This window comes from Synechococcus sp. WH 7805 (assembly GCF_000153285.1).
Taxonomy (GTDB): domain Bacteria; phylum Cyanobacteriota; class Cyanobacteriia; order PCC-6307; family Cyanobiaceae; genus Synechococcus_C.
Window position 1 is genome coordinate 604611 of sequence record NZ_CH724168.1, and the last position, 22062, is coordinate 626672.

Sequence of the window (22062 nt, forward strand, 5' to 3'; positions counted from 1 at the left end):
AAAAAACGCTCACCTTTTTCTAGAAGTTGCTTCGCCATATAATTATGTCGTACAGGTTCAAGAAGAAGTCGTTATTTTGCACTAGCCCCATATGATCTGTAAAGAAAAATATCGCATCGTACCACGGGATAATTGAGTTGTTATAAGGAGAATCAATATCCCTTTTCTTCGTGTTCTCCAAGGTATAAGCGCTCGCCCTTAAGACCGCTCCATCGCCAGCTTTTTCTCGCTTCGCTGACCATGTTTTGTTCTCTGTATTGACAGTCACTTTCGATTCCGTGGGTTTGCCAACACCAGCAAAAAGCCAAAAGTAGAGACCTTTGGGAGATTCAACTTTTTTGTCCAAGCGTGAATGGAATAACCTTGCATTGCCAAGTAATTTTGCCTGAAGGCGTTTTGCCTGGAGATATTTTGACGATGGCCGTTCTGCTCCTTTGGAGGAGATTTGGGTCAAAACTTTTTCTTGATTTGGGTCAAGCAGTCCCCAGCTCATATCTTGCCATAATTGCGGATCAAGAAGATCAACCTCTTTACCCTCGTGGTTGGTCGCCTGGGAAATATCTTGTCTTGGCAAGAGCTCGTACATCGAAGGCCATGTACCCAGAACTGCAGGGGGATATTTCAAAAGTTTAATTTGATGCAAATAAAAGCCATTCGTGAGATCGCTCAATGCCTCTACCGAGCCTTTATTTGGCGGTGCGACCATAATAATATTTTCAATTTTATCACTACCGCGCCAATCAAGTTCAGGAGGGTTGTCGGACGTGCCAAGACCTTGATTACCGTAGCGAAGATAATATCTAGAGACAAGACATCCCATCGAATGGCAAATTAAATCAAATTTTTGATTGTCGCCAAAATGCTTTTTAATCATTGGATTTTCGGACTTTTCCCTGACAAACTTGTCTAAAATGACGGCATTTTCCGCATTTGACTTGCGCCAATCATATGCAAACTCGAACAACGGAGTTCCTTCGTTCTTTGTAAATCCAACCCTGGACAACACCTCCTTTTCAGAAATGTATCCCGCGGCGATCATGGATTTTTTTATTGTCGCGTAGACGGCAAACTCAATGGACGAAAAAGGAAAAAAGCTGAGTCGCCATGTTTCCAGGACTGACTTGGGTATGGCCTTGTTGAATTCCTGAGCGGAAGATGCATTTTCAGGCTCTAAAGTGAAGTGACAACAATTGATTGTCTTTTTCTGTTGATGGCCAATACGTGTTAAAACCATAGGACCCCCAGGCTGTTTTTCCGCTTTCTGCGTCTACAAGTTGAGTGCCGCCAATCCCTGGCACAACGATGATCGGATTTGAAGTTTTTATTTTAGGAATAATTTCATCTGTCAGCGGCCCAAAGGTTGGGGTATAAACGGAGTCGGCTCTTGCACAGGCAGTTAGCAGGCCTACAGCTGAGAGCAATAATGATGTCTTAAAATGACTCAACATTGCCACTAATTACAAAAAGATTCGCGTAGCGATGTCGTTACCAATTTAAGCCAAGCCTTGGACATCTGCCATTGACATCCTTGGGCTTGCTGATAGCTGTGACTGCAGTCGTGTTGATTAAGTTGAGGCTGTAGCACAAGCCAAATCAGCTTCCCCAAGCCGACTCCCCAGATCGGATCCATGTCGCGGATGAAGTGTGTCGCAAGTTGGGTTGATTTGATGATCAAAAGTGTTTCATCTTTGGTGTGTGCAGCGGCTGGGCTTCAGTTGAAACTGCCGGTGATCACGGTTAGCCATCGATCACAGCGAAATTGTGATGCAGCTTGTCGCCAAGACTCAGCAGGGGGTGAGCACGTTCCTTAAGGGGTTTGTCCAAGGGTTGTTGCCAGCCTCCAGCCGACAGCAGTGGATGGCTGCCGGCTGGCACTGCAGATCAATCCATTCGAAACAACTCCTGTGGGCAAAGACAAGATCCACCAGCACCCTGATCTGCACGCTCTGCTTACGCCTGATCGCCAGCACATCGGCCAAATCCTGGGCTGAGAACTAGAAACAGAGGCAAATCAATGCTGCGTTTGGCTTGATCCAGCTGCTGACGCATCAGCGCGAGGTCTTGATGGGAGGGGCATCGCGCAGCGGTTGGGGCAAACAAAGACACCAGGCCTTGTGCCAAAATCCTCACCGTCCTCTTCTGACCGGCAGCATGGCCTTCGCTGCACCGTCCTGCCTGATCCAGCAACATCTTCTGCAACTCAGCACTGCGCTGATGGAACGCTGTGAACAGCTGCAACTTCATCTGGCCGAACAGGTCGACCAACTTCCGCTCGGCAATGAAAGCTGGCTTCAGACGGAGCGGGAACTGGTTGCCGCTGAACAAGCTCTGGATCGACTTCATCACGCGTCTCAATGGGCCATCTGATTGAGAAAACGTTGAGAACGTTCTTCCTTGGCATGGGTGAAGAACTCTTCAGCATCGGTTAGTTCAACAATCCGTCCCGCATCCATGAACAACACCCTGTCCGCCACCTCACGGGCGAAACCAAGTTCATGGGTGACCACCACCATCGTCATTCCATCGGCAGCCAGTTGCCGCATGGCATCGAGAACCTCCTTCACCCGTTCAGGATCAAGGGCGCTGGTGGGCTCATCGAACAACATCAACTCTGGATCCAAGGCCAACGCTCTGGCGATGGCGACCCGTTGCTGCTGTCCACCACTCAGCTGAGCGGGGTACTTGAGTGCCTGATCAGCAATTCCCATTTGATCGAGCAGAGCATGCGCCCGGCGTTCAGCCTGGAGCTTTGGGATCGACTTCACCTGAATCGGCGCCAGGGTGATGTTCTGAAGAATCGTGAGGTGGGGAAACAGGTTGAACTGTTGAAACACCATGCCCACACGACGACGGATTCTGCGGATCTGACGTTCGTCGTGGTCGGAATTCAAAGGAATACCAACCACTTCCAGGGATCCGGAATCGATTGACTCCAAGCCGTTGAAGGTGCGAATGAGCGTGCTCTTCCCCGAACCGGAAGGTCCCATGACCACAAGGACCTCACCATGGCGAACAGTGAAGCTCACATCGTCAAGCGCGCGATTCCCGGCTTTGAAGCTCTTGTTGACTGACTCAGCACGAACAACAACGGTCATGAACGGCGGGCTGCAATGAGATTGGAGGGGTCTTGGCGTTCAAACTGCCGCGCCATCAGTGCCATCGCAGTGCAGAACAACCAGTACAACGCCGCGAGCCAGACATAGACCTCCAGGTGGCGTCCGATATAGGCCGGATTGGCCAGCAAACTTTGGCTGATCCCAAGCAATTCCACCAAACCAAGAATGGCCATCAGACTTGTGTTCTGAAGTAAACCAACAGCCTGGTTCGTGAGCGCAGGAACGGCAATGCGCAGAGCCTGCGGAAGAATCACCAGGCGCTGGATCTGCCATGGTCCGAGTCCAAGTGCAGCAGCAGCTTCGATCTGCGTCGGAGACACCGCCTGCAGTCCACCTCTTAAATCCTCAGCCACATAGGCAGCTGCAAACAAGGCAAACGCCACAACCGCACGAAAGACACGATTGATTTCGATCTGAACAGGCAGGAACAGCGGAAGCAGTAGCTGGCCAAAGAAGAGAACAGCAATCAGCGGAACAGCTCGCATCCCATCGATGTAGATCTTGGAGAGAAGGCGTGCCGTAGTGAGCTCGCTGCAGCGCCCCAGAGCGAGAAGAATGCCGAGTGGAAGAGCAATCAATCCACTGAACAATGTCAGCAAGAGGGTCAGAACAAGACCTCCCCAGAGACGGGACGGGACGGGAGCAAGCACACCACCACCGGCCAGCAGCCACAGCCCGAGGGGCATCATCAACAGCCAGCTCCAGGACAGCATTGTGCTGTTGAGGCGTAACCGCTGCAGGAGAAAGGGCTGAGCCAATGTGAATCCCGTCAGCAGGACCAGCAGCGCGAGCCAAAGGATTGGCCTCCATCGGGACGCTTCCGGGTAGCCACCGACTGCGAAGAGCGGCAGATTTCCTGAGACCACCGACCATTCGGCTTGTTGAACAAGCCAGAAGCCTGTTGACCAGATCGCCCAGGCAATGCAACCCAGCAGAACAACACTGAAACAAGCTTCAACAGGATGACGGCAGAAATGACGCAACCCAACGCGAAGGGACGAAGACCTTGTCAATGCTCAGACGCCAGGCTGGTCAGAGGCAGTCTGAAACAGACTCAGGGCTGAGAGAAACAGGGCGACACCGAAGAGAGTGCCCAAAGCCCAGAGACTGTCCGTTGGCCACTCAAGAACGAGGAGCAACCCCAGAATCGACGTAACCACACCATCCACAACTGCCAAACCAGCAGCAGCACCAGGGGTTGTGGCGCCAGAAGCCAGTTCCATCACCCCTTCAACAAGGAGAAGAACGCCTGCGAACAGCGTGAGGCTGATTTCACTGTCGATCGGGTCGACCAAAATGAAGACCGCGCCACCGATGTAAGGAAGCGCAGACAACACTCGAAACAGCTTGCCCTGAGATGTCGACTCAGCACCAAGGCGAAGTAGTTGTCCGATTCCGGCGGAAAAAGCAATCCCACCGATACCGATGGTCAGCAATGTGGCTGAAACGAATGGGAGAAGAATTGCTGCAATGGCCGCAACAACCAATAGAACAGCAGCAATACGGCGCGAGCTCATGAATCCAACCAAGGATGATCAACGCTAGGTGCGCTTCCCCTTGTTGAGCACAGAGTGATTGAGAATCTGCATGCTGCTGTTGATCAGCAGGTTGAGCAGAAAGAAGCTCAGCAATAAGAGCAGAAACCCTTCAATTGCACGTCCCGTCTGGGTGATGGCCGTATCACTGACGGCATAAAGATCTGCGTAGCCAACAGCGATCGACAAGGTGCTGTTCTTGGCAAGATTGAGATATTGGCTGCTCAGAGCGGGGAGAATGGCAGGAAGAGCCTGAGGCAGAACCACGCGTTGCAAGCCCAGACCCTCACCGATTCCTAGGCTGCGAAAGGCTTCCCACTGTCCCCGCGGAACAGCATCCAGGCCTCCACGAACCACCTCGGCGATAGCAGCGCCTGTGAAAACACTGAGACCAACCAGCACAGCTGCGAACTCAACGCTGAGATTGAGTCCCATCACCGTGATCGCCTGATTGGAGACTCGGATCAGTGCCCCGAGGGGAGCCAGCGGTTCGGATGGCAGACCGAGAAAGGCCACGAAATACCAAAAGAGCAGTTGCAGAAGCAGAGGGATCTGACGGATCAGCCCTACATAAAGACCTGCAAGTGCGCTGAACAGTGGGTTGTTGCTGCGAGATGCCGCGCCTGCAACCACGCCCAAGACCGTGGCAAAGGCAATGCTGCAAGCGATCACTCGAAGACTGTTCAACCATCCCATCAACAAAGCCCAAGCCATGCTGTCGCCGGGTTGAAACGGCAGGAGATGCTCGCTGATTGCAAATCCTGCTGGCCGACTCAGCCAACGAAAACTCAGTCCTAACCCTGTACGGATCAGATTGACGGTGAGATTGTTGATCAGAATTCCAGCCAGGGTGAGCACTGCCACCAACAGCAGAACCTGGATCCACCAGCGTTGACGACGCGTCATTGGAACGGTGGAGCAATCAGAACACCACCATCCCGATGCAGCTGATTTAGTCCTCGCGGGATGGGGACGGCACTCTGCGGGCCGAGATGGCGGTCATAAATCTCGCCATAGTTGCCGGTGGTCTTCAACACGCTGACAACGAAATCATTTCGCAGCCCCAGCTTGGATCCAAGCTCTCCATCAACCCCCAAAAAACGCCGCAAAGCAGTTTTGCTTGGATCGCTCGTGGCTTCCTGAAGCTTGACGTCCACATTGGCCTTTGTAATTCCCATCTCTTCAGCAGTGATCAAGGCGTAGACCACCCAGCGCATGGCATCAGCCAACCGTTGATCCCCTCCGGAGGAAAGGGGTGCCAAAGGTTCCTTACTGAGCACTTCAGGCAAAATCTGATGGTTGTTCGGTTGTGCAAATCCGGAGCGAGCTGAAGCCAATTGGGATCGATCCGATGTCATGGCTGAGCAACGACCCTGCAAATACCCAGCCACCAACTGATTCAGATCCTGATATTTGACCGGTTTGTAGGCAATTCCCCTGGCTTGGAAGACATCATTGAGGTTCTGCTCCGTCGTGGTTCCCGATCCCACGCAGATGGTCTTATCTCTGAGATCGTCCAGTCCCTTGATACCGGAATTTCTGCGAACCAAAAGACCTTGACCATCATGAAAGACAACCGGTGCAAAGGTGACGCCATTCCCACCTGATGCATCACGGCTGAGATTGAACGTTGTATTTCTCGACAGAAGGTCGATTTCACCTGTTCTCAGAGCCGTGAAACGCTCAGGTGCCGTCAATGGTCTGTATTCAACCTTGCTGGAATCCCCGACAAATGCCGCGGCAAAGGCTTGGCACATGTCCACATCCAATCCTGCGTAACGGCCATCGCGCTCCAAAAAACTGAATCCAGGGATCTTGCCGCTGACGCCACAGCGAAGTTCACCACGCTGCCTGATGAGATCAAGACGAGACGCACCACCCTCTCCAAGGGTGGCGCAGGCGTACAAACCGAACAGCAAGACGCCAAAAGGGACAAGACGACAACACTGCACCGCGCGAATGATCAAAGCCAGCCCAATTGTGTCAGAGATTGCACATAGCTCTGAATTGAATTCAGCGCTTTACTGGACTGAACTTAGTGTATTTAAGGTTTTTTTGAACGTAATGCTTCGATCCCTCCAGGGATCAGTAGTGCTAGGAGCAATCGGTGCTCTTTTAGCCTTCTCACCCGCTGGAGCCTGGGAGATGGGTGACCGCCAGGCTTACAACAACAAAATGACCATTCTTAAAGTCATGTTGGAAAGCGCTCGGGAGCGAGCAATTGAAAGTGGCGACCTTGAGACAATGTGTCTCATCATGAGTATCGGAAACGATGTTACCGAAACCTATCTGCGGGCTAGCAACGGTGAGGAAATGATTCAACAACGTCTCAATGGAATGCGCAACGATCTAACCGCATGTCTTGCATTGCTCTACAACCGCGGCTGATCATTCAGCCGTGTGCACCCTCCGGTTGAGAGCCGATGCGCTCAAAAAGGTCACGACTTTCTGTGTTCAGCCCTAAAACCTCCACCTCAGATCCACCTTGTTTTAGTTTCCTGATCAACTGATTGAGCGCTCCAACACCACTCTGGTCCCAGATGTGCGCTGACGTCATATCAATGATGATCTTCGCTGGATGGTCATGCACATCAAAACCTTGAAGAAAATAGATCTTGCTCACGAAAAATAGTTGACCTGTCACCACATATCGACGCAGATCTGGAGCAACATCCACAGGCTCCACTCGAATCACTTTCGCTACTTTTCTGCTGAACAGGATCCCGGCCAGCGCCACACCGGCCAACACACCGAGTGCCAGGTTGTGGGGGGTGGTCAGCATTGTCACAGCAAAGGTCATCAACATCACCGCTGTATCACTTTTCGGAATGGAGCGGATCTTGCGCAGGCCAGCCACATCCGCGGTGCTGACAGCGATGCTGATCATCACGGCAACCAGTGCAGCCATGGGAATCTGCTGAAGCCAAGGTCTGGCCAGAAGGATCATGGCTAGCAGGCTGACGCCTGAGAACAGCGTGGAAAGCCGCGAACGCCCCCCGTTATCGATGTTCATCACGGATTGCCCCACGAGGGCACATCCCGCCATCCCCCCGAAGAACGACGAGACAATATTGGCGATGCCCTGCCCGCGTGCCTCCCGGTTTTTATTGGACGTGCTGTCAGTGCGGTCGTCGAGAATGTCCTGGGTAAGGAAGGTTTCCATCAGTCCAACCAGAGAGATAGCCATTGCCGTTGGCAAAACAATCCCAAGGGTTTCCAAACTGAAAGGCACGCGCCCATCCGCCAATGCACCAAAGGGGATCTGAAACACAGGCAGACCTGAAGGCAAATCACCAAGGCTCTGAACGGTAGGAATGTCAAAGCTGAAGCTCATTGAAATCGCAGTGAGCACAACAATGGCCACCAACTGTGATGGCAAAGCACGGGTCAGTCGTGGGAGGCCATAGATGATCAGAAGTCCCAACAGCACCAACCCCCAAACCACAGGCAGCTGAGCACCTTGAGGGAGAAGGTCGTGCGCATGGCCTGCAGCCTCCGCCTCACCGAAATGGAGATTGATGCCGAGTTGGGGGAACTGAGCTTGGAAAATCAACAGTGCCAGAGCATTGACGAAGCCGCTGAGAACACCCAGAGGCACGAAACGCATCTGATAGGCCAGGCGCAACCAGCCCCACAACAGCTGCAAGAGGCCTGTGACGATCCCTGCCACAAGCAGGTAAGTCAACCCCAGTCCGGGGCCCCGGGATTCACCTGTTGCCACAAGGCCTGTCATCAACAGGGCGGTGGATCCCGTCGCCGACGTGATCATTGCGGAACGCCCACCTACAAAGGCGATCGTGATCGACAGGCAGAAGGCTCCGAACAAACCAACCTGGGGGTCAACGCCTGCAATTCCTGAGAAGGCAATGGCCTCGGGAATCATGGCGAAGGCCACCACCAAGCCGGAAAGAAGCTCCTTGCTGGGGTTACCGATGAGGGACTCCAACCGCAGCGCCGCGGGTCCGGTTGCCATAAAACAATCTGTGCGTGAGGCGACCGTATCTCAAAGCCGGCACAGACGTTGGTCGGGATCGAGCTCGACCTTCAATTGCTGGAGTGATGGCAACCAGGATCCAAAGGCATCCTTCAATTCCTGGTCATGACAGGGAAGATGATCATGGAGCTGAGCGAGATGAACCCCTGGGTTCAGCGCCATCAAGGCATGGCTCACACAATCCATCCATTCCAAGGCATGCTTCCGTCCAGGAAGGTCCCCAGGTGTCCAGGCCGCAGTGATCCAGGGTTTCCACACTGCATCGCGATGAATGAAGGATGTCGAAGCTGCCGCAACAGTGCCGGTTGCCCCACCCAGTTGCTGAGCGCTGATTCGGCAGGAAGGATGCGGTCTCCTCATCATCTGCTCCCGAAGACGATCAACAACTGACTCGGCCTGCTCACCCCAACTGCTGCCGAGCCTGCCGAGCACCTCACAGTGGAAAGGCGAGGGTTTTTGATCACTCGTCAGCCGGCCGAAAACCGGAAGTGACAGCTGATCAGCACAGATCTCAGCGGCTTCCCCCGCCAACGCCGGGAGCAGATCAGGTGTGCCCCCATCGGGAACACATTCCACGGCGTAGACCTCGACGTGGTCACCCCAGGACCATTGGAGACTGGCTGAAGGGAGCCACTGCTCTGCCGAACGGATCCAATTCGGCAATGCATCAACAGTGATGCGCTCCTGCAGAACGGCCAAGGGCTTGATCGGGCGAGTCCTCAGGTCCAGTCCTGTCACGACGGCAAAAAAAGGTGCCGCTCCAAGAAGGGCACGCCAGTACCTGGCAGCCCGTTCATCACCGATGACGTCATGACGGTGAACATTGAAAGCAACACCATTGCCCCAGACACCCTCGATCCGCTGGATGTGGTCCATGGCCAAACCTTGTAAGCGACTCAGCGGACCCATGCCACCGGTGAGAAGGAAGCCAGATCCAGGCACTCCCGACAGCCCGATCGGCAGAGCGCGTTGATGAGAGCGCAGGCCTTCCAGCAGTTCAGCCATTGTGAGGCCGGTACCGATTGTGACCAGAGAAGATGCCTCGTGATACCGGAGCTCCCGGTAATGCCTTTTGAGATCAAGCGTCCAGAGTCCATTGCCAGCACAACGACTGCTGGTGCCACCGGAGCTCACCAACAATGGGGTTGGATGCAGAGGGTGAGCCAGAACGGCCGGAAGTAGATCAGGGTTAAGGCTCAGCCGTCCTTCAGACCTTGCATCCTTAGCCAAAGCATTCATGAGATCACGCGCACTGGAGACGAATAGGTTCGTTGCAGATGCACCCTCAGTGTGACCCTGCCGCTCGATGCTCTTTCTGATCGGAAACATGGTGTTCTGATCTGCGGCCATGGGAGCCGGAACCGGCTGGCGGTTGAGGAATTCGAAGGCCTCGCCCACGGCCTGAAGGCCAGGCTTCCAGATCTTCCTGTGGAGTACGGATTTCTTGAATTTGCACAACCCATTCTCCGTGAAGGACTCGATCGCCTCCGGGCCCAGGGAGTTGAAAAGGTTCTGGCCATCCCAGCGATGCTGTTCGCCGCTGGCCACGCAAAGAATGACATTCCATCGGTCCTTAACACCTACAGCGCTGAAACGGGTCTGGACATCGATTACGGACGAGAACTGGGCGTTGATCGACTGATGATTGCGGCGGCGGGGGCACGGATCCGCGAGGCCCTTTCGGCGGCGGGTCCATGCCCAGCGGCGGACACCCTGTTGGTCGTCGTTGGACGTGGATCGTCCGATCCCGATGCCAATTCGAATGTGGCCAAAGTGACTCGCATGCTGGTGGAAGGCTTTGGCTTCGGCTGGGGCGAAACGGTGTATTCAGGCGTGACATTTCCCTTGGTCGATCCAGGTCTGCGGCACGTCGTGAAGCTGGGGTTCAAGCGAATCGTCGTCTTTCCCTATTTCCTGTTTTCAGGGGTCTTGGTCAGCCGGATCCGACAGCACACCCATGGCGTTGCGGATGATCACCCCAACGTCGAATTCCTTGAGGCCTCTTATCTCGGAGATCACAGCTTTGTGCTCGACACCTTCATAGAGAGGGTGAAGGAAGTGCTGGGGGGAGAAGCGTCCATGAACTGCTCGCTATGCAAATACAGGGCACAGGTGCTGGGGTTCGAGCAGGAGGTGGGTTTGGACCAAGCCAGTCACCACCATCACGTGGAGGGCCTGACAGAAGCCTGCGACCTATGTGAAAAGGAGTGCACAGGCGCCTGCCAACCTGACGGAATCCCAATCCCGCTTGGAGGCGCCCACCACCATCATCACAACCATGATCACGGACATCACCATCCTTACCCCCACGCCGACCACCCCCTCGGACCGAGCACACTTCGGCGGGCCCCGTCAAAAGAAGACACACCTGAGGCTGAAAGCTGAAGCAAATCAGTCATATCTCCATGCTCACCCGTCTCTGTCTCGACGAGTCCAAGAAGACACAAGGTCATCAGCGAAACTAATCGGTCATTGAATTTGTGGAGAAGACGGGTCTTTTTCCACTGATTGGCGAACTTTTCCACAGCTCTTCTCATGAAACGACTGCTCCAGCGATGAGGCTGTGGTTATTTCAAACTGCAACCAAATCGACTTGACAACTGAGACATTTCCGCTGAAGGAGCCGATCAACGCCGCAACTTGCGCAAAGAACACTCTCATGGCAATGAGTCTCAATCAAGATCAGGATTTGATCGCATAGAAACGCCTGCTTTGACGAGAAGGGGTTTGTTGTGGCTTCCTTGCGTGTGAATGATCGCTGCCTGAAGGGCTTAATGGACCGCAACCACCTGGAACGCTGCATTGATACGGAAGTACCCCTTAATGAAGCTGAGGCTCCTTTTGTGAGTCTTGAAGCGGAAATTCCTGAAGTTCTCTACAAGGGCCTGAAGGAGTTCATCGTCTCCAATCCTTCTTGGGATCAATACCAGGTCATGAGCTCAGCACTCGCCCATTTTTTGTTTCAAAATGGTTGTTCCGAAAGGGCTGTCACGCAGCGCTATCTCGATGATCTCTTCAGCCGCAAGCAGGCTTGAGAGCTTCCAGGCAGGCTCGACGGGTGATGGCCATCATTGTGAGGGTTGGGCTTTGCCACCCGGATGAAGGCCAGCAGGCACCATCCACCACCAGCACATTCCGGCACCGCCACAGACGGTTGTAAGCGTCCACCACACTCGTTTGTTCACTGTGGCCCATGGGCGCCCCACCCACTTCATGGATGTAATAGCCCGGCGGAGGGGAATCCTCCTGAACAGCGATGGCTCCACGAATGAGTGGTTCCACGAAAGGGAGATGAATCAAATCAGGAAGTGATGCAGGCGTACCGCCGGCAACGCCAATGCAGTCCTCGATTGTCCCTTGCATATGGGTCACCATTGCTTTTTCGTTGTCCCCCCAGCGACAGCTGATCATGGGCATCGGCACCCCAAACTGATCACAACGATCGGAGAGCGTGACTCGATTGGTCTCTGAGGCCAGGACCTCTCCATGGCCAATCAGAAAGCCGAGGCGTTGATCCGGGTGACGCTTCAGCCACCAAGGGGGATCAAAGCGATTGATCGCCCCCCAGAGTCCATATCCCCGCAGAAACGAACGCCCCTTGCAGTAGGCAGGATAATTTCCGAACGGCAGGAAAAAGCTTCCCGCACCGGAAAGGAGGCTCGAAGGATCATGCACCTGCATGGGCTTGCGGCCGGTCAGCGATGGCACCGAAAAGAATCGGCAACAGGACACGTGATCCATGAGGCCCTGTCCCAGCAAGCACGATGGATCGTGGAAACCGCGGGAATCCTGCTTTTGCTCCGATTGCAAAAGCAACCGAAGGCTGGCGATGGTGGAAGCGCACAGCACAATCAAATCGGCCTCGAGCAAACGCTGCTCTCCGCTGGAACGATTCACCACAACGACGGCTCGGGCTTTGTCCTGTCCGGGATGCAGCACCAAATTCACGGCCATGAAGCCACTGAGCATCTCCACTCGGCCCGTGGCCATGGCACGACGCAAAGTGGATCCGTTACTGCTGGACTTGGGCCAGGACGACTGGGAACCAGCCGCGTGTGCTTCAAAACCGCGGGAGTGAATGAATGGAACATCCCGATGCCTGAGCAAGGCGGTCCGGAAGCGCTCTTCCTCAGGGAGCAGGGGCAGAGGAGGTGCCAGCAAGCCATCGGGAAGATGCTGGAGGCCATCGGTGTTCCCCCTCACCTCAAACAACCGCTCTAATGCGCCGTAATGAGGGTCAAGATCCTCGTGACCAATCGGCCAGCTTTCCCCGTAGCCATCGGCATCAGCGGCCTTGAAGTCATAGTCAGAAAGACGCAGAGTGATTCCACCCCAGGTCAGGCTGCGACCACCCACCTGACGGCCTTGAGTCCAAAGGAAAGGCTGATCCGCGGGAGTGCTGTAGGGGTACTGATATTCATCGGCATAGAGCGCTGGATTCTGCTTCCAGTAACCAGGATGCTGGGATTGCCGTTGATGACGGCCGCTCAACAGCCCCTCGGCTCGCCGACAGCTATTTATCGGTTCTGATCCCAGTGCTTGTTCAGAGGAAAGATCAGGGCCTGCTTCTACAACAAGAACGCGAACGCCTGCTTCGGCAAGGGTCATCGCAGCCACACCTCCGGTGGCTCCGGATCCGATCACGATGGCCTCAAATGGATGATGCGGCATTGGTTTGGAGTCGATCCAATTCAGGGCGCTCGATTGTCAGAGAATCCAGAGGAGTTGCGATGTTGCGATGGCCAAGAAACCCTGCAAACATCTTCTTGCCAAAACGAACAATCGCCAAAAAGCAATAAAAAAACCCCACGACTGTGGGGCTATTTTGGAATTGGTGGCGGGGGGGAGATTTGAACTCCCGACCTTCGGGTTATGAGCCCGACGAGCTACCAGACTGCTCTACCCCGCGGTGACTCAATCATCATACAACTTGGTGTCGAACGACACCACGAATCTCGTTCAAGAACGCAGCTCTCCTTCCACCACGAGCTGAACCCCAGCGTTGAGAAGGAGGAGTTGCTCCTCCAGCTCCTGAAGACCGCTGGGCGTGAGCCAATCCAACTGGCGCAACACATGCAAAGCAACAGCCTGCTTGGCGCGACGAGCACCATCGACCACCTTGATGGCAACACCGAGGCCGTCGCCTGTTCGACTCAGGCATTGCATTCCCTCAGCACCTCCTTTGCTAATCACCTGCTTGTGTGAGCGGCGCATCAGCTCGGTATCAAACCGTCCCTCCCCTGCCACAATCTCGGGGTGAGCCAGCATGGCCCGACTGATCTGCTCCATCTCCGCATGAGTAGAAGCACCGAGATGGGCGTAGAGGAGACCGATCTGGGCTAACTGCAATCTGAGAGTGGGAGCTCCGCAATCGTCCCGTTCGGCCACGAGCTCTTCCACAGGTAGACCGAGCAGTTCAGCGACACGACGATTCACCTCTTGCTGAACGGGATGATCTCCACGCAGATACGTGTCGAGAGGCCAACCCATCTTCTTGGCTGTAATCAAGAATCCGGCATGTTTTCCGGAACAGTTGTGTTCGAGAGGACTGCGAGCGCCATCAGGAATGGGGCATTGGAGATGGTGACTGTCCAACTCGGCATTCCACAGCAGACGAAACGCCTCCCTGGCATGGGACGGAGTGCCGGCATGAGAAGCACAGCTGATTGCGATTCCCCGTTCCCCACAGCTGTAAGACTCCGATGCTCCGCTGCTCAATAAAGGCAAAGCCTGAAAGGGTTTGAGTGCAGAACGAACGAACGTCTCATGATCCGGCTCTCCGGCTCTCATCAACACACGACCGCGGCTGTCACACACCACGACATGAACCCGATGGGTGGATTCAATCGACGCGCCTCGCTTCAGGTGCACTTCCAGTGGGGGAGTCGCGGTCGATCGAGCAGAACCTCTGTATCCGGATGGAAGCGGCATGAAAGTGACGATGTCCCTCGGATTCAGAGAGCTTGACAGATGCTCGCGCCCCCAAGCATCAGACCGGTAACAAGCGCCATTGCACGGCCGAGGCGGCCGAGAATCGGACGAACTTCGTGTTGGGCAAGAAGGAGATCACGCTCGCGCCAGGACAGGGGCTTTTCCCAGACCTGACCGTCGTACCAACCTGACTCTTCATATTCGACTTTCTCTGACAGCAAGCGTTTATGCACATAGCTCCATCCAAGCCATTGACGCACCAGAAGCAGCATCGGCAGCACGAGGGCAGCGACACCCCCCGCCAGACACAGTCGTACCGGGTCATGACGAAGGGTCCAGCTTCCACTGGCCACAAGAACACTGACCGGTGAGATCAAAAGCCAATTGATCAGAAGAGCCCGGTCGAGATCATTCTGCGACTGACAAGGCCACGAAAAAAACCAAGAACGGGTGAATTCAATGAACTCCTCCTGGGGACGCTGCTCAGGAGGAACAGGACAGGACACGCTGGAGACCATGAAGGGATCTCAGTCCTCGGTGGATGTGGAGGTTAGATGGGGACGGCGATGGCCGTGGCTCCAGAACGCTTCCAAGTCGTAGTAACGGCGCTCTCCTGGCTGAAGAACATGAACGATCAGTTCGCCGTAATCCAAAAGGGCCCATCGCCCTTCATTGATGCCTTCCTTGCGGAGGGGCAGGCGCTGAGCTTCGTCCTCCAGCCGATCTTCGACGGAACGGGCGATTGCGCGAACCTGAACGTCGCTCTGTCCACCAGCAATCACCATCCAGTCCGCCAGGCTTGAGACTTCATCCACGCGAATCAGCTGGATATCCACAGCCTTGCGGTCATCACAGGCATCAGCTGCCAGTTCAGCCAGCTGCTCACTATCCATAAACGTTCTCACTGGTGACGGATTGACGGGACCCCTGTTGCTGCGCCATTTCGGCCCGCGCCTTTCCAGCACTCTTGCGCAAAGCCTCGAGACGGTCCTCATAAAACCCCCTCTTCTTCTTCTTTCTGGTCTTCTCCACCAGATCCTTGAGAGCGCCACCGAGGCTCTTGTATGCATTCGGAACGCTGTAACCGAAGCGGCAGGCGAGATCGATCGCCCGCTCATCTGCCGCAATGGCATCTCGCAAGCGCTTCTCGGCGTTGTTTTTCAGGTAGAGCCGGTAACCCGCGAAACCCGATAACCCCAAGGCCATGATCAGCAGGAGTCCATCCTGGACCCAGAGCTCGCCGATCGCACCCCCAAGACCGATGGCCAACGCTGCCATCTCCCAACCATCCCTGGGGATGGTGTCGTTCTGAATCCGCCCCACCTCATGCCAGAAGAGCAAGTTGCGGTAATCCAGAGCCAGGCTGTCCCAGGCATCGAGATCAACCTGGATCTCCACTTCGTCGCGACCGATTTCCTCCAGGGTGATCAGAGCAGGATCAACTGCTGCTGCGGCCTCAACGAACACCCAGCTCTGCATTTCGGGAGGCAGCAGCCCCTTCAGGCGCTGGAGTTCGCTCATAATCGTCAATGATTCACCTGACCCTCAAAGTTAGCGACCGATCAGCTCGCTCTGTTGTAGGCGCGAGCAAACCCAATGGGCTGCGTGGGAGACTAAGCATGTTTGGCCACTGACGATCTATGCCCAGGCGGAACGATCTGCATCGCATCCTCCTGCTGGGTTCGGGGCCAATTGTGATTGGCCAGGCCTGTGAATTCGACTACTCAGGAACGCAAGCCTGCAAAGCCCTGAAAGCAGAAGGATATGAGGTTGTTTTAGTTAATTCGAATCCCGCCTCGATCATGACTGATCCGGAGATGGCGGATCGGACCTACGTCGAACCTCTCACTCCAGAGGTTGTCACGCGGGTGATCGAACGGGAGAGACCGGATGCTCTTTTACCAACAATGGGGGGACAGACAGCGCTGAACCTGGCTGTTGCGCTGGCAGAGGACGGCACTCTGGATCGCTTCGGCATTGAATTGATTGGTGCTGACCTCAAGGCGATTCGCAAGGCGGAGGATCGGCAGCTCTTCAAGGAGGCCATGGAGCGGATCGGTGTGAAGGTTTGTCCTTCGGGAATCGCTTCCTCGATGGACGAAGCAAAGGATGTTGGAGCCTCCATCGGCACATTCCCTCGCATCATTCGTCCTGCCTTCACGCTGGGAGGCAGCGGTGGAGGCATTGCCTACAACCCAGAGGAGTTCGACGCCATCTGCAAGAGCGGCCTGGATGCAAGTCCGGTTTCGCAGATCCTCATCGAAAAGTCACTTCTCGGCTGGAAGGAATTCGAACTTGAGGTGATGCGCGATCTCGCCGACAACGTCGTGATTGTCTGCAGCATCGAAAACCTTGATCCGATGGGGGTGCACACGGGCGACTCGATCACAGTGGCACCCGCCCAGACGCTCACCGATCGTGAATACCAGCGCCTGCGGGACCAGTCCATCGCGATCATCCGTGAGATCGGCGTCGCGACAGGTGGCAGCAACATTCAGTTCGCGATCAATCCTCAGGATGGCGACGTTGTGGTCATTGAGATGAACCCTCGAGTGAGCCGATCGTCTGCTCTGGCCAGCAAGGCCACGGGGTTCCCGATCGCAAAGATCGCTGCAAAGTTAGCCGTTGGATACACCCTCGATGAAATTCTGAACGACATCACAGGCAAGACACCAGCCTGCTTTGAGCCGACCATCGACTACGTCGTCACCAAAGTCCCCCGCTTCGCCTTTGAAAAGTTCCGCGGGTCACCAGCCGTTCTGACCACGGCGATGAAATCCGTTGGTGAAGCCATGGCGATCGGCCGATGTTTCGAAGAATCGTTCCAGAAAGCCCTGCGATCTCTTGAAACAGGCCTCTCAGGCTGGGGAGGGGATCGTCCTGAACCAACGCTTGAGCCAGCCGAACTTGAACGGTCCTTACGCACCCCTTCACCCGAACGGATTCTCAGTGTTCGCTACGCGATGGTTGCAGGTCGGACCGATGCCGAGATCCATTCCCTCAGCAGCATTGACCCCTGGTTCCTCGCCAAACTTCGCCGCTTAATTGATGCCGAGGAACGGCTTCTGCGCGGAAAGCGTTTGGATCAGCTCTCAAGCGACACCATGCTTGAGCTGAAACAGCTCGGCTTCTCTGATCGTCAAATTGCCTGGCAGACAGGCAGCAAGGAGCTTGAAGTCCGCGCCCGTCGCAACACACTCGCCATCCAACCGGTCTTCAAAACCGTCGACACCTGCGCGGCTGAATTCGCTTCCTCAACGCCATATCACTACTCGACGTATGAGCGACCAGTGGGTCGCATCAACATCAAAGGAGATCTGGTTTTTCAGGCGCCAACAAGCGAAGTGTCAACTGACACCCGACGCAAGCTGATGATTTTGGGTGGTGGTCCGAACAGGATTGGCCAGGGCATTGAGTTCGACTATTGCTGCTGCCATGCCTCATTCTCCGCGCAAAACCAGGGGTACTGCACGGTGATGGTCAACAGCAATCCGGAAACGGTCTCCACCGACTACGACAGCAGCGATCGCTTGTACTTCGAGCCTCTCACCTTCGAGGATGTGCTGAACGTGATTGAAGCGGAGCGGCCGGCAGGGGTCATCGTTCAATTCGGTGGTCAGACGCCCCTCAAGCTCGCTCTTCCTCTCCTGAGATGGTTTGAAACATCGCAAGGCCAGACAACCGGTACTCAGATCTGGGGGACCTCCCCTGAATCAATCGATCTTGCGGAAGACCGTGAACAGTTCGAAGCGATTCTCCGAGAACTGGAGATTCGGCAGCCACGCAATGGCCTGGCACGCAGTGACGGGGAGGCCAGGGCTGTCGCTGAAACGGTCGGATACCCAGTTGTGGTCCGCCCCTCATACGTTCTGGGCGGTCGCGCCATGGAAGTGGTCTACGACGAGAGCGAACTCAATCGCTACATGAACGAAGCCGTTCAGGTGGAGCCAGATCATCCGGTGCTCATCGACCAGTACCTCCAGAACGCCATTGAGGTTGACGTGGACGCCCTCTGTGATCAGGAGGGCACAGTTGTGATCGGAGGGCTGATGGAACACATCGAACCGGCAGGCATTCATTCCGGTGATTCCGCCTGCTGCCTTCCATCAATATCTCTGGGGGCTGAGGCGCTGAACACCATCAAAGCCTGGACAAAAGCCCTGGCGCTTCGGCTGAACGTACGGGGATTGATCAACCTTCAGTTCGCCGTGCAAAGAGCCGAAAACGGTGAAGAGAGAGTCTTCATCATCGAAGCCAACCCGAGAGCATCAAGAACCGTGCCTTTCGTCGCCAAGGCCACGGGGGTGCCTCTCGCTCGCATAGCAACACGGGTGATGGCAGGAGAGAGTCTCGCGACCATCGGGTTGTTGCACGAACCAAGTCCACCCCTCCAGGCGGTGAAAGAAGCGGTGCTGCCGTTCAGACGATTTCCAGGGGCAGACTCGCTTCTGGGCCCTGAGATGCGTTCCACTGGAGAGGTGATGGGATGGGCTCCCGACTTCGGAATGGCTTATGCCAAAGCCGAGATCGCTGCGGGTGATGCCCTGCCAACGGAAGGTACGGTCTTCCTGTCAACCCACGACCGGGACAAACCTGCGTTGATCCCCGTGGCGCAGCGCCTAATCGCGCTCGGTTTTGATCTGATCGCAACCTCTGGAACCGCTCAGACCCTCTCTGCAGCAGGGCTATCGGTGACCCCTGTGCTCAAGGTCCATGAAGGTAGGCCAAATATCGAAGACCAGATCCGCTCAGGAGGAGTTCAGCTTGTGATCAACACCCCCATTGGTCGCCAGGCCGCCCACGACGATCGCTACCTCAGGCGTGCGGCCCTCGACTATTCCGTACCGACTGTCACCACCCTGGCTGGAGCACGTTCAGCGGTTGAAGGAATTGAGGCTCTCCAGTCGAAGAGCATTGAGATTCATGCCTTGCAGGATGTTCATGCAGGCGCTGAATCCCGGTAATGTCGAAGAACATTGACCCACGTCTGTGACCGTCAGCACACCAGCGCTAGTAACACCAGGCAGTGACTGCCGCGAAGCATTCAGGGCGGCCTATGAAAACCGTTACACCTGGGATCCTGGCTTCTCCGGATACAGCGGACGTTGCATCTGGCAACAGGGCGAACGCACTGTCGAGGGCCGCTTCGAGGTTGGTGCCGACCTGAAAGCCAAGGTGACAGGAGTTGACGATGCAGAGGTGGAAAAGGCCATGGCATCCCAGCTCTGGGAAGTTGCCATCCACCGCGTTCGGAGGACCTTCGATCAGGTGCACGGTGACAACACCTTCACCGCAGGTTCAACCACGGATGAAGGATTAGAAGTGTTGGTTGGCGGCAAAGGTGAGGGTGACCGCTACTGCATCAAGAATCGGGTTGTCACCATGGTTCACCGCCATATTCACGGCACAGTCGTCACGATTCACACCGGCAGCACGACGGACACGGGGAGCGGTTATCTCAGTCGTTCATACACCAGTCAGTACGCCGATCCCACCACGGGTGAGTTGAAAGGCGGAAAAAGTACGTTTGATGACAGGTTTGTACCTCTCAAGGGAGAGGGTCCTTGGGTCCTCGCCTCTCGGCGTGTCATTACGGCTGCAGGCTCCGGCGAAGACGCCTCTGAGCAGACATTCTTGTTTGAAGACTTACAGCCTCTGGCGTAAAACACGAAAAGCTGGGCATACTGGCCACAGCTATTGATGAATATTGAACTCCTTGCTTGCTGAAATCAATGGTTTCGTTTGGGGCCCGTTTACCCTTTGGCTGATAGGTCTTACCGGATTCTATTTAATGTTGGGGCTGAAGTTTCAGCCCCTGCTCAGAATTGGGTTTGGATTTCGCGAAGCGATTACATCCATTCGCAGTAGTGGTGGTGAAGGTAATGTCAGTGCATTCAAAAGTCTGACAACCGCTTTAGCGGCGACGATTGGCACTGGAAATGTTGCTGGTGTTGCAGGTGCTATTGCCGTCGGTGGTCCTGGAGCCGTGTTCTGGATGTGGCTCATAGCCCTGGTGGGTATGGCCACGAAATACGCCGAGTCGCTGTTGGCAGTTCACTACCGCGAAGTGGATGAGCTGGGCGAGCACGTCGGCGGCCCGATGTATTTCATTCGCAACGGTCTTGGCAAAAATTGGGCCTGGATGGGCTGGTTGTTTGCTTTCTTTGGTGCCCTTGCTGGTTTTGGTATCGGAAATGGTGTACAAGCCAACGCGATGGCCGAAGCCCTGCAAGCGTCATTTGGGGTACCACCATTGCTCACTGGAATCGTGGTGGCCTCGATCACCTTGGCGGTTCTGATTGGTGGCATCGAGCGGATTGGTCAAGTCACTCAGATTGTTGTGCCAGTGATGGCAGCTGTGTATGTCATCGGTGCGCTAATCATTCTCGTCGCCAATCTTGACCAGATTCCTGGAGCATTGGGTCTCATTTTTTCCAATGCCTTTAATGGAGAAGCTGCTGCTGGTGGTTCGCTCGGTGTGGTGATTCAACGAGGAATTGCTCGGGGTGTGTTCTCGAATGAGTCAGGGCTTGGTACGGCACCGATTGCCCAGGCTGCAGCCAAGCCTGGTGATCCTGTTCTTCAAGGCTCTGTGGCGATGATTGGAACGTTCATCGACACCATCGTGATTTGTTCAATGACCGCTCTTGTGATCATTATCAGCGGCTTATATTCCCAGGCTGATTATGTTTCTGGGGCTAAAAATGTTTCTCTAACCATTAATGCGTTCGGAACTGCCCTTCCTGGGTTTGATTGGATTGTTGTTTTCGGCACAGTTTTCTTCACGTTGACAACGATTTTGGGATGGGGTTACTACAGCGAGAAGTGTCTTGAATTCTTGGCTGGGGTCAAGGCAATACGTCCTTTCAGGCTGGTTTGGGTTGCTGTGGTGGTATTCGGTTCTGTGGCTTCAGGCGGTGCGGTCTGGACAATTGCTGAAATTCTCAATGGACTCATGGCTATTCCCAACCTGATTGGCTTGTTGTTGTTGTCTCCCGTTGTGTTTCGCTTGACACGTACCTACGATTTCAAAACTCGCCAGCAACTACCAACGCTCCGTTGATCGTTGTTTCGTTTACTGCTTGATGTCAAAAGAGGTGAGACTTCCTTGAGTCACTCGCTCAGCTGCATGGCCGTCGTCTGAAGCCCTACTGCCAGTACCTCAATGATCCCAACCACGGAATGTTTAAGTGCAACGCGCCAATCGGTGTGGTTGAGAGGTTAACGGTGCTGAACGATTTCTTCTACAAAACGGCTTTTTGGCCAGGGTTCAGCAGCGAAGGCCGCGCACGAGATGCAGTCCTTTAATGGCCTCTCCAAGGACGCCTGCCAATTCGCTGCCTTTTTTGGCATCGTTCTGTGGAAACCATCACACTCGCGCCAATCAGGCTGATCAACCAGCCAACGGAGGCTGCGAGTAGCAGGATGCTTTGCAGATCTCCCAATCCCACATCGGGCAACTAGTCGACTCAGCAGTCGCTTCAGC

General features: G+C 54.9%; 23 protein-coding genes and 1 tRNA gene. 7 read left to right on the plus strand and 17 right to left on the minus strand.

From position 1 onward, the window contains the following. Positions 1 to 19: 19 nt before the first annotated feature. From WH7805_RS03425 to WH7805_RS14285, 3 genes are all read right to left on the minus strand, one after another. Positions 20 to 1234 (minus strand): hypothetical protein, encoded by a 1215-nt coding sequence (locus WH7805_RS03425; RefSeq protein ID WP_006041576.1) that lies wholly within the window; start codon positions 1232 to 1234, stop codon positions 20 to 22. A gap of 503 nt (positions 1235 to 1737) precedes the next feature. Beyond that, positions 1738 to 1875, minus strand: coding sequence for a hypothetical protein (locus tag WH7805_RS14280; protein WP_006041577.1), 138 nt, complete (start codon positions 1873 to 1875; stop codon positions 1738 to 1740). A 75-nt stretch (positions 1876 to 1950) separates the two neighbouring features. Then, entirely contained in the window at positions 1951 to 2106 is a 156-nt protein-coding gene (locus tag WH7805_RS14285; RefSeq protein WP_156783593.1) for a hypothetical protein, read from the minus strand. Positions 2107 to 2151: 45 nt separating this feature from the next. Between WH7805_RS14285 and WH7805_RS13765 the strand changes: the two genes are divergently transcribed. Then, complete coding sequence (locus WH7805_RS13765; RefSeq protein WP_071933726.1) at positions 2152 to 2367, plus strand: hypothetical protein; 216 nt, start codon at positions 2152 to 2154, stop codon at positions 2365 to 2367. On the opposite strand, the gene WH7805_RS03435 is transcribed toward WH7805_RS13765, so the two are convergent. Genes WH7805_RS03435 through WH7805_RS03455 form a run of 5 tightly spaced genes read right to left on the minus strand, consistent with a single transcriptional unit; the run spans position 2352 to position 6570 of the window. After that, the gene (locus tag WH7805_RS03435; RefSeq protein WP_006041578.1) at positions 2352 to 3095 is read right to left on the minus strand and encodes an amino acid ABC transporter ATP-binding protein; all 744 of its coding nucleotides are present in this window, start codon (positions 3093 to 3095) and stop codon (positions 2352 to 2354) included. The genes WH7805_RS13765 and WH7805_RS03435 overlap by 16 nt on opposite strands. Beyond that, positions 3092 to 4099 carry an amino acid ABC transporter permease gene (locus tag WH7805_RS03440; RefSeq protein ID WP_006041579.1) on the minus strand — a complete coding sequence of 336 codons (1008 nt, stop codon included), beginning with the start codon at positions 4097 to 4099 and terminating at the stop codon, positions 3092 to 3094. Before WH7805_RS03440 ends, WH7805_RS03435 begins: the two co-directional genes overlap by 4 nt. A gap of 33 nt (positions 4100 to 4132) precedes the next feature. Continuing rightward, the gene (locus tag WH7805_RS03445; protein WP_006041580.1) at positions 4133 to 4633 is read right to left on the minus strand and encodes an HdeD family acid-resistance protein; all 501 of its coding nucleotides are present in this window, start codon (positions 4631 to 4633) and stop codon (positions 4133 to 4135) included. A 24-nt stretch (positions 4634 to 4657) separates the two neighbouring features. After that, complete coding sequence (locus tag WH7805_RS03450; protein WP_006041581.1) at positions 4658 to 5557, minus strand: ABC transporter permease subunit; 900 nt, start codon at positions 5555 to 5557, stop codon at positions 4658 to 4660. Continuing rightward, on the minus strand, positions 5554 to 6570 hold the full coding sequence (locus WH7805_RS03455) for an amino acid ABC transporter substrate-binding protein (RefSeq protein WP_006041582.1): 1017 nt from the start codon (positions 6568 to 6570) through the stop codon (positions 5554 to 5556). Before WH7805_RS03455 ends, WH7805_RS03450 begins: the two co-directional genes overlap by 4 nt. A gap of 40 nt (positions 6571 to 6610) precedes the next feature. Here WH7805_RS03455 and WH7805_RS03460 point away from each other — a divergent pair, with 40 nt between their 5' ends. Beyond that, the gene (locus WH7805_RS03460) at positions 6611 to 7039 is read left to right on the plus strand and encodes a hypothetical protein (protein WP_232198937.1); all 429 of its coding nucleotides are present in this window, start codon (positions 6611 to 6613) and stop codon (positions 7037 to 7039) included. 4 nt (positions 7040 to 7043) lie between these two features. Here the strand turns inward: WH7805_RS03460 and WH7805_RS03465 are convergent, their stop codons facing one another. Together WH7805_RS03465 and WH7805_RS03470 are read right to left on the minus strand one after the other, a co-directional pair. Further along, positions 7044 to 8624: a SulP family inorganic anion transporter gene (locus WH7805_RS03465; protein ID WP_006041584.1), complete on the minus strand. Its 1581-nt coding sequence runs from the start codon at positions 8622 to 8624 to the stop codon at positions 7044 to 7046. 30 nt (positions 8625 to 8654) lie between these two features. Next, positions 8655 to 9884: an FAD-binding protein gene (locus WH7805_RS03470; RefSeq protein ID WP_038004977.1), complete on the minus strand. Its 1230-nt coding sequence runs from the start codon at positions 9882 to 9884 to the stop codon at positions 8655 to 8657. A 51-nt stretch (positions 9885 to 9935) separates the two neighbouring features. Here WH7805_RS03470 and WH7805_RS03475 point away from each other — a divergent pair, with 51 nt between their 5' ends. Next, entirely contained in the window at positions 9936 to 11030 is a 1095-nt protein-coding gene (locus WH7805_RS03475) for a sirohydrochlorin chelatase (protein ID WP_050751977.1), read from the plus strand. Between the two features lie 84 nt (positions 11031 to 11114). On the opposite strand, the gene WH7805_RS14290 is transcribed toward WH7805_RS03475, so the two are convergent. After that, positions 11115 to 11306, minus strand: a complete 192-nt coding sequence (locus tag WH7805_RS14290; RefSeq protein ID WP_232198938.1) for a hypothetical protein — start codon at positions 11304 to 11306, stop codon at positions 11115 to 11117. A 113-nt stretch (positions 11307 to 11419) separates the two neighbouring features. On the opposite strand from WH7805_RS14290, the gene WH7805_RS03480 reads away from it, so the two are divergent. Then, entirely contained in the window at positions 11420 to 11680 is a 261-nt protein-coding gene (locus WH7805_RS03480) for a DUF2811 domain-containing protein (RefSeq protein ID WP_038004355.1), read from the plus strand. Here WH7805_RS03480 and WH7805_RS03485 read toward each other — a convergent pair. The 6 genes from WH7805_RS03485 to WH7805_RS03510 all read right to left on the minus strand — a co-directional run bounded on the left by WH7805_RS03485 (position 11661) and on the right by WH7805_RS03510 (position 16097). Next, positions 11661 to 13316, minus strand: a complete 1656-nt coding sequence (locus tag WH7805_RS03485) for a GMC oxidoreductase (protein ID WP_006041588.1) — start codon at positions 13314 to 13316, stop codon at positions 11661 to 11663. The genes WH7805_RS03480 and WH7805_RS03485 overlap by 20 nt on opposite strands. Before the next feature lie 161 nt (positions 13317 to 13477). Beyond that, positions 13478 to 13554: transfer RNA gene (locus WH7805_RS03490), tRNA-Met, on the minus strand. 50 nt (positions 13555 to 13604) lie between these two features. Next, the gene (locus WH7805_RS03495; RefSeq protein ID WP_038004358.1) at positions 13605 to 14576 is read right to left on the minus strand and encodes an asparaginase; all 972 of its coding nucleotides are present in this window, start codon (positions 14574 to 14576) and stop codon (positions 13605 to 13607) included. A 23-nt stretch (positions 14577 to 14599) separates the two neighbouring features. Next, the gene (locus tag WH7805_RS03500) at positions 14600 to 15094 is read right to left on the minus strand and encodes a CGLD27 family protein (RefSeq protein WP_006041591.1); all 495 of its coding nucleotides are present in this window, start codon (positions 15092 to 15094) and stop codon (positions 14600 to 14602) included. 9 nt (positions 15095 to 15103) lie between these two features. After that, positions 15104 to 15469, minus strand: a complete 366-nt coding sequence (gene rsfS, locus WH7805_RS03505) for a ribosome silencing factor (protein ID WP_006041592.1) — start codon at positions 15467 to 15469, stop codon at positions 15104 to 15106. After that, entirely contained in the window at positions 15462 to 16097 is a 636-nt protein-coding gene (locus WH7805_RS03510) for a DUF3318 domain-containing protein (RefSeq protein ID WP_006041593.1), read from the minus strand. The genes rsfS and WH7805_RS03510 overlap by 8 nt, the downstream gene beginning before the upstream one ends. A 119-nt stretch (positions 16098 to 16216) precedes the next feature. On the opposite strand from WH7805_RS03510, the gene carB reads away from it, so the two are divergent. The 3 genes from carB to WH7805_RS03525 are packed head-to-tail and all read left to right on the plus strand — an operon-like array spanning position 16217 to position 21639. Next, entirely contained in the window at positions 16217 to 19540 is a 3324-nt protein-coding gene (carB, locus tag WH7805_RS03515) for a carbamoyl-phosphate synthase large subunit (protein WP_006041594.1), read from the plus strand. A gap of 25 nt (positions 19541 to 19565) precedes the next feature. Then, complete coding sequence (locus tag WH7805_RS03520) at positions 19566 to 20240, plus strand: DUF3386 domain-containing protein (RefSeq protein WP_006041595.1); 675 nt, start codon at positions 19566 to 19568, stop codon at positions 20238 to 20240. A 43-nt stretch (positions 20241 to 20283) separates the two neighbouring features. After that, the gene (locus tag WH7805_RS03525) at positions 20284 to 21639 is read left to right on the plus strand and encodes a sodium:alanine symporter family protein (RefSeq protein ID WP_006041596.1); all 1356 of its coding nucleotides are present in this window, start codon (positions 20284 to 20286) and stop codon (positions 21637 to 21639) included. Positions 21640 to 22062: the final 423 nt, after the last annotated feature.

Coding starts and splice junctions, on each gene's coding strand:
- WH7805_RS03470 (WP_038004977.1), bottom strand. CDS start 9,884: ATGAATGCTTTGGCTAAGGATGCAAGGTCTGAAGGACGGCTGAGCCTT.
- WH7805_RS03485 (WP_006041588.1), bottom strand. CDS start 13,316: ATGCCGCATCATCCATTTGAGGCCATCGTGATCGGATCCGGAGCCACC.
- WH7805_RS03500 (WP_006041591.1), bottom strand. CDS start 15,094: ATGGTCTCCAGCGTGTCCTGTCCTGTTCCTCCTGAGCAGCGTCCCCAG.
- WH7805_RS03460 (WP_232198937.1), top strand. CDS start 6,611: ATGATCAAAGCCAGCCCAATTGTGTCAGAGATTGCACATAGCTCTGAA.
- carB (WP_006041594.1), top strand. CDS start 16,217: ATGCCCAGGCGGAACGATCTGCATCGCATCCTCCTGCTGGGTTCGGGG.
- WH7805_RS13765 (WP_071933726.1), top strand. CDS start 2,152: ATGGCCTTCGCTGCACCGTCCTGCCTGATCCAGCAACATCTTCTGCAA.
- WH7805_RS03445 (WP_006041580.1), bottom strand. CDS start 4,633: ATGAGCTCGCGCCGTATTGCTGCTGTTCTATTGGTTGTTGCGGCCATT.
- WH7805_RS03435 (WP_006041578.1), bottom strand. CDS start 3,095: ATGACCGTTGTTGTTCGTGCTGAGTCAGTCAACAAGAGCTTCAAAGCC.
- WH7805_RS14290 (WP_232198938.1), bottom strand. CDS start 11,306: ATGAGAGTGTTCTTTGCGCAAGTTGCGGCGTTGATCGGCTCCTTCAGC.
- WH7805_RS03425 (WP_006041576.1), bottom strand. CDS start 1,234: ATGGTTTTAACACGTATTGGCCATCAACAGAAAAAGACAATCAATTGT.
- WH7805_RS03480 (WP_038004355.1), top strand. CDS start 11,420: ATGGACCGCAACCACCTGGAACGCTGCATTGATACGGAAGTACCCCTT.
- WH7805_RS03510 (WP_006041593.1), bottom strand. CDS start 16,097: ATGAGCGAACTCCAGCGCCTGAAGGGGCTGCTGCCTCCCGAAATGCAG.
- rsfS (WP_006041592.1), bottom strand. CDS start 15,469: ATGGATAGTGAGCAGCTGGCTGAACTGGCAGCTGATGCCTGTGATGAC.
- WH7805_RS03465 (WP_006041584.1), bottom strand. CDS start 8,624: ATGGCAACCGGACCCGCGGCGCTGCGGTTGGAGTCCCTCATCGGTAAC.
- WH7805_RS03450 (WP_006041581.1), bottom strand. CDS start 5,557: ATGACGCGTCGTCAACGCTGGTGGATCCAGGTTCTGCTGTTGGTGGCA.
- WH7805_RS03495 (WP_038004358.1), bottom strand. CDS start 14,576: ATGCCGCTTCCATCCGGATACAGAGGTTCTGCTCGATCGACCGCGACT.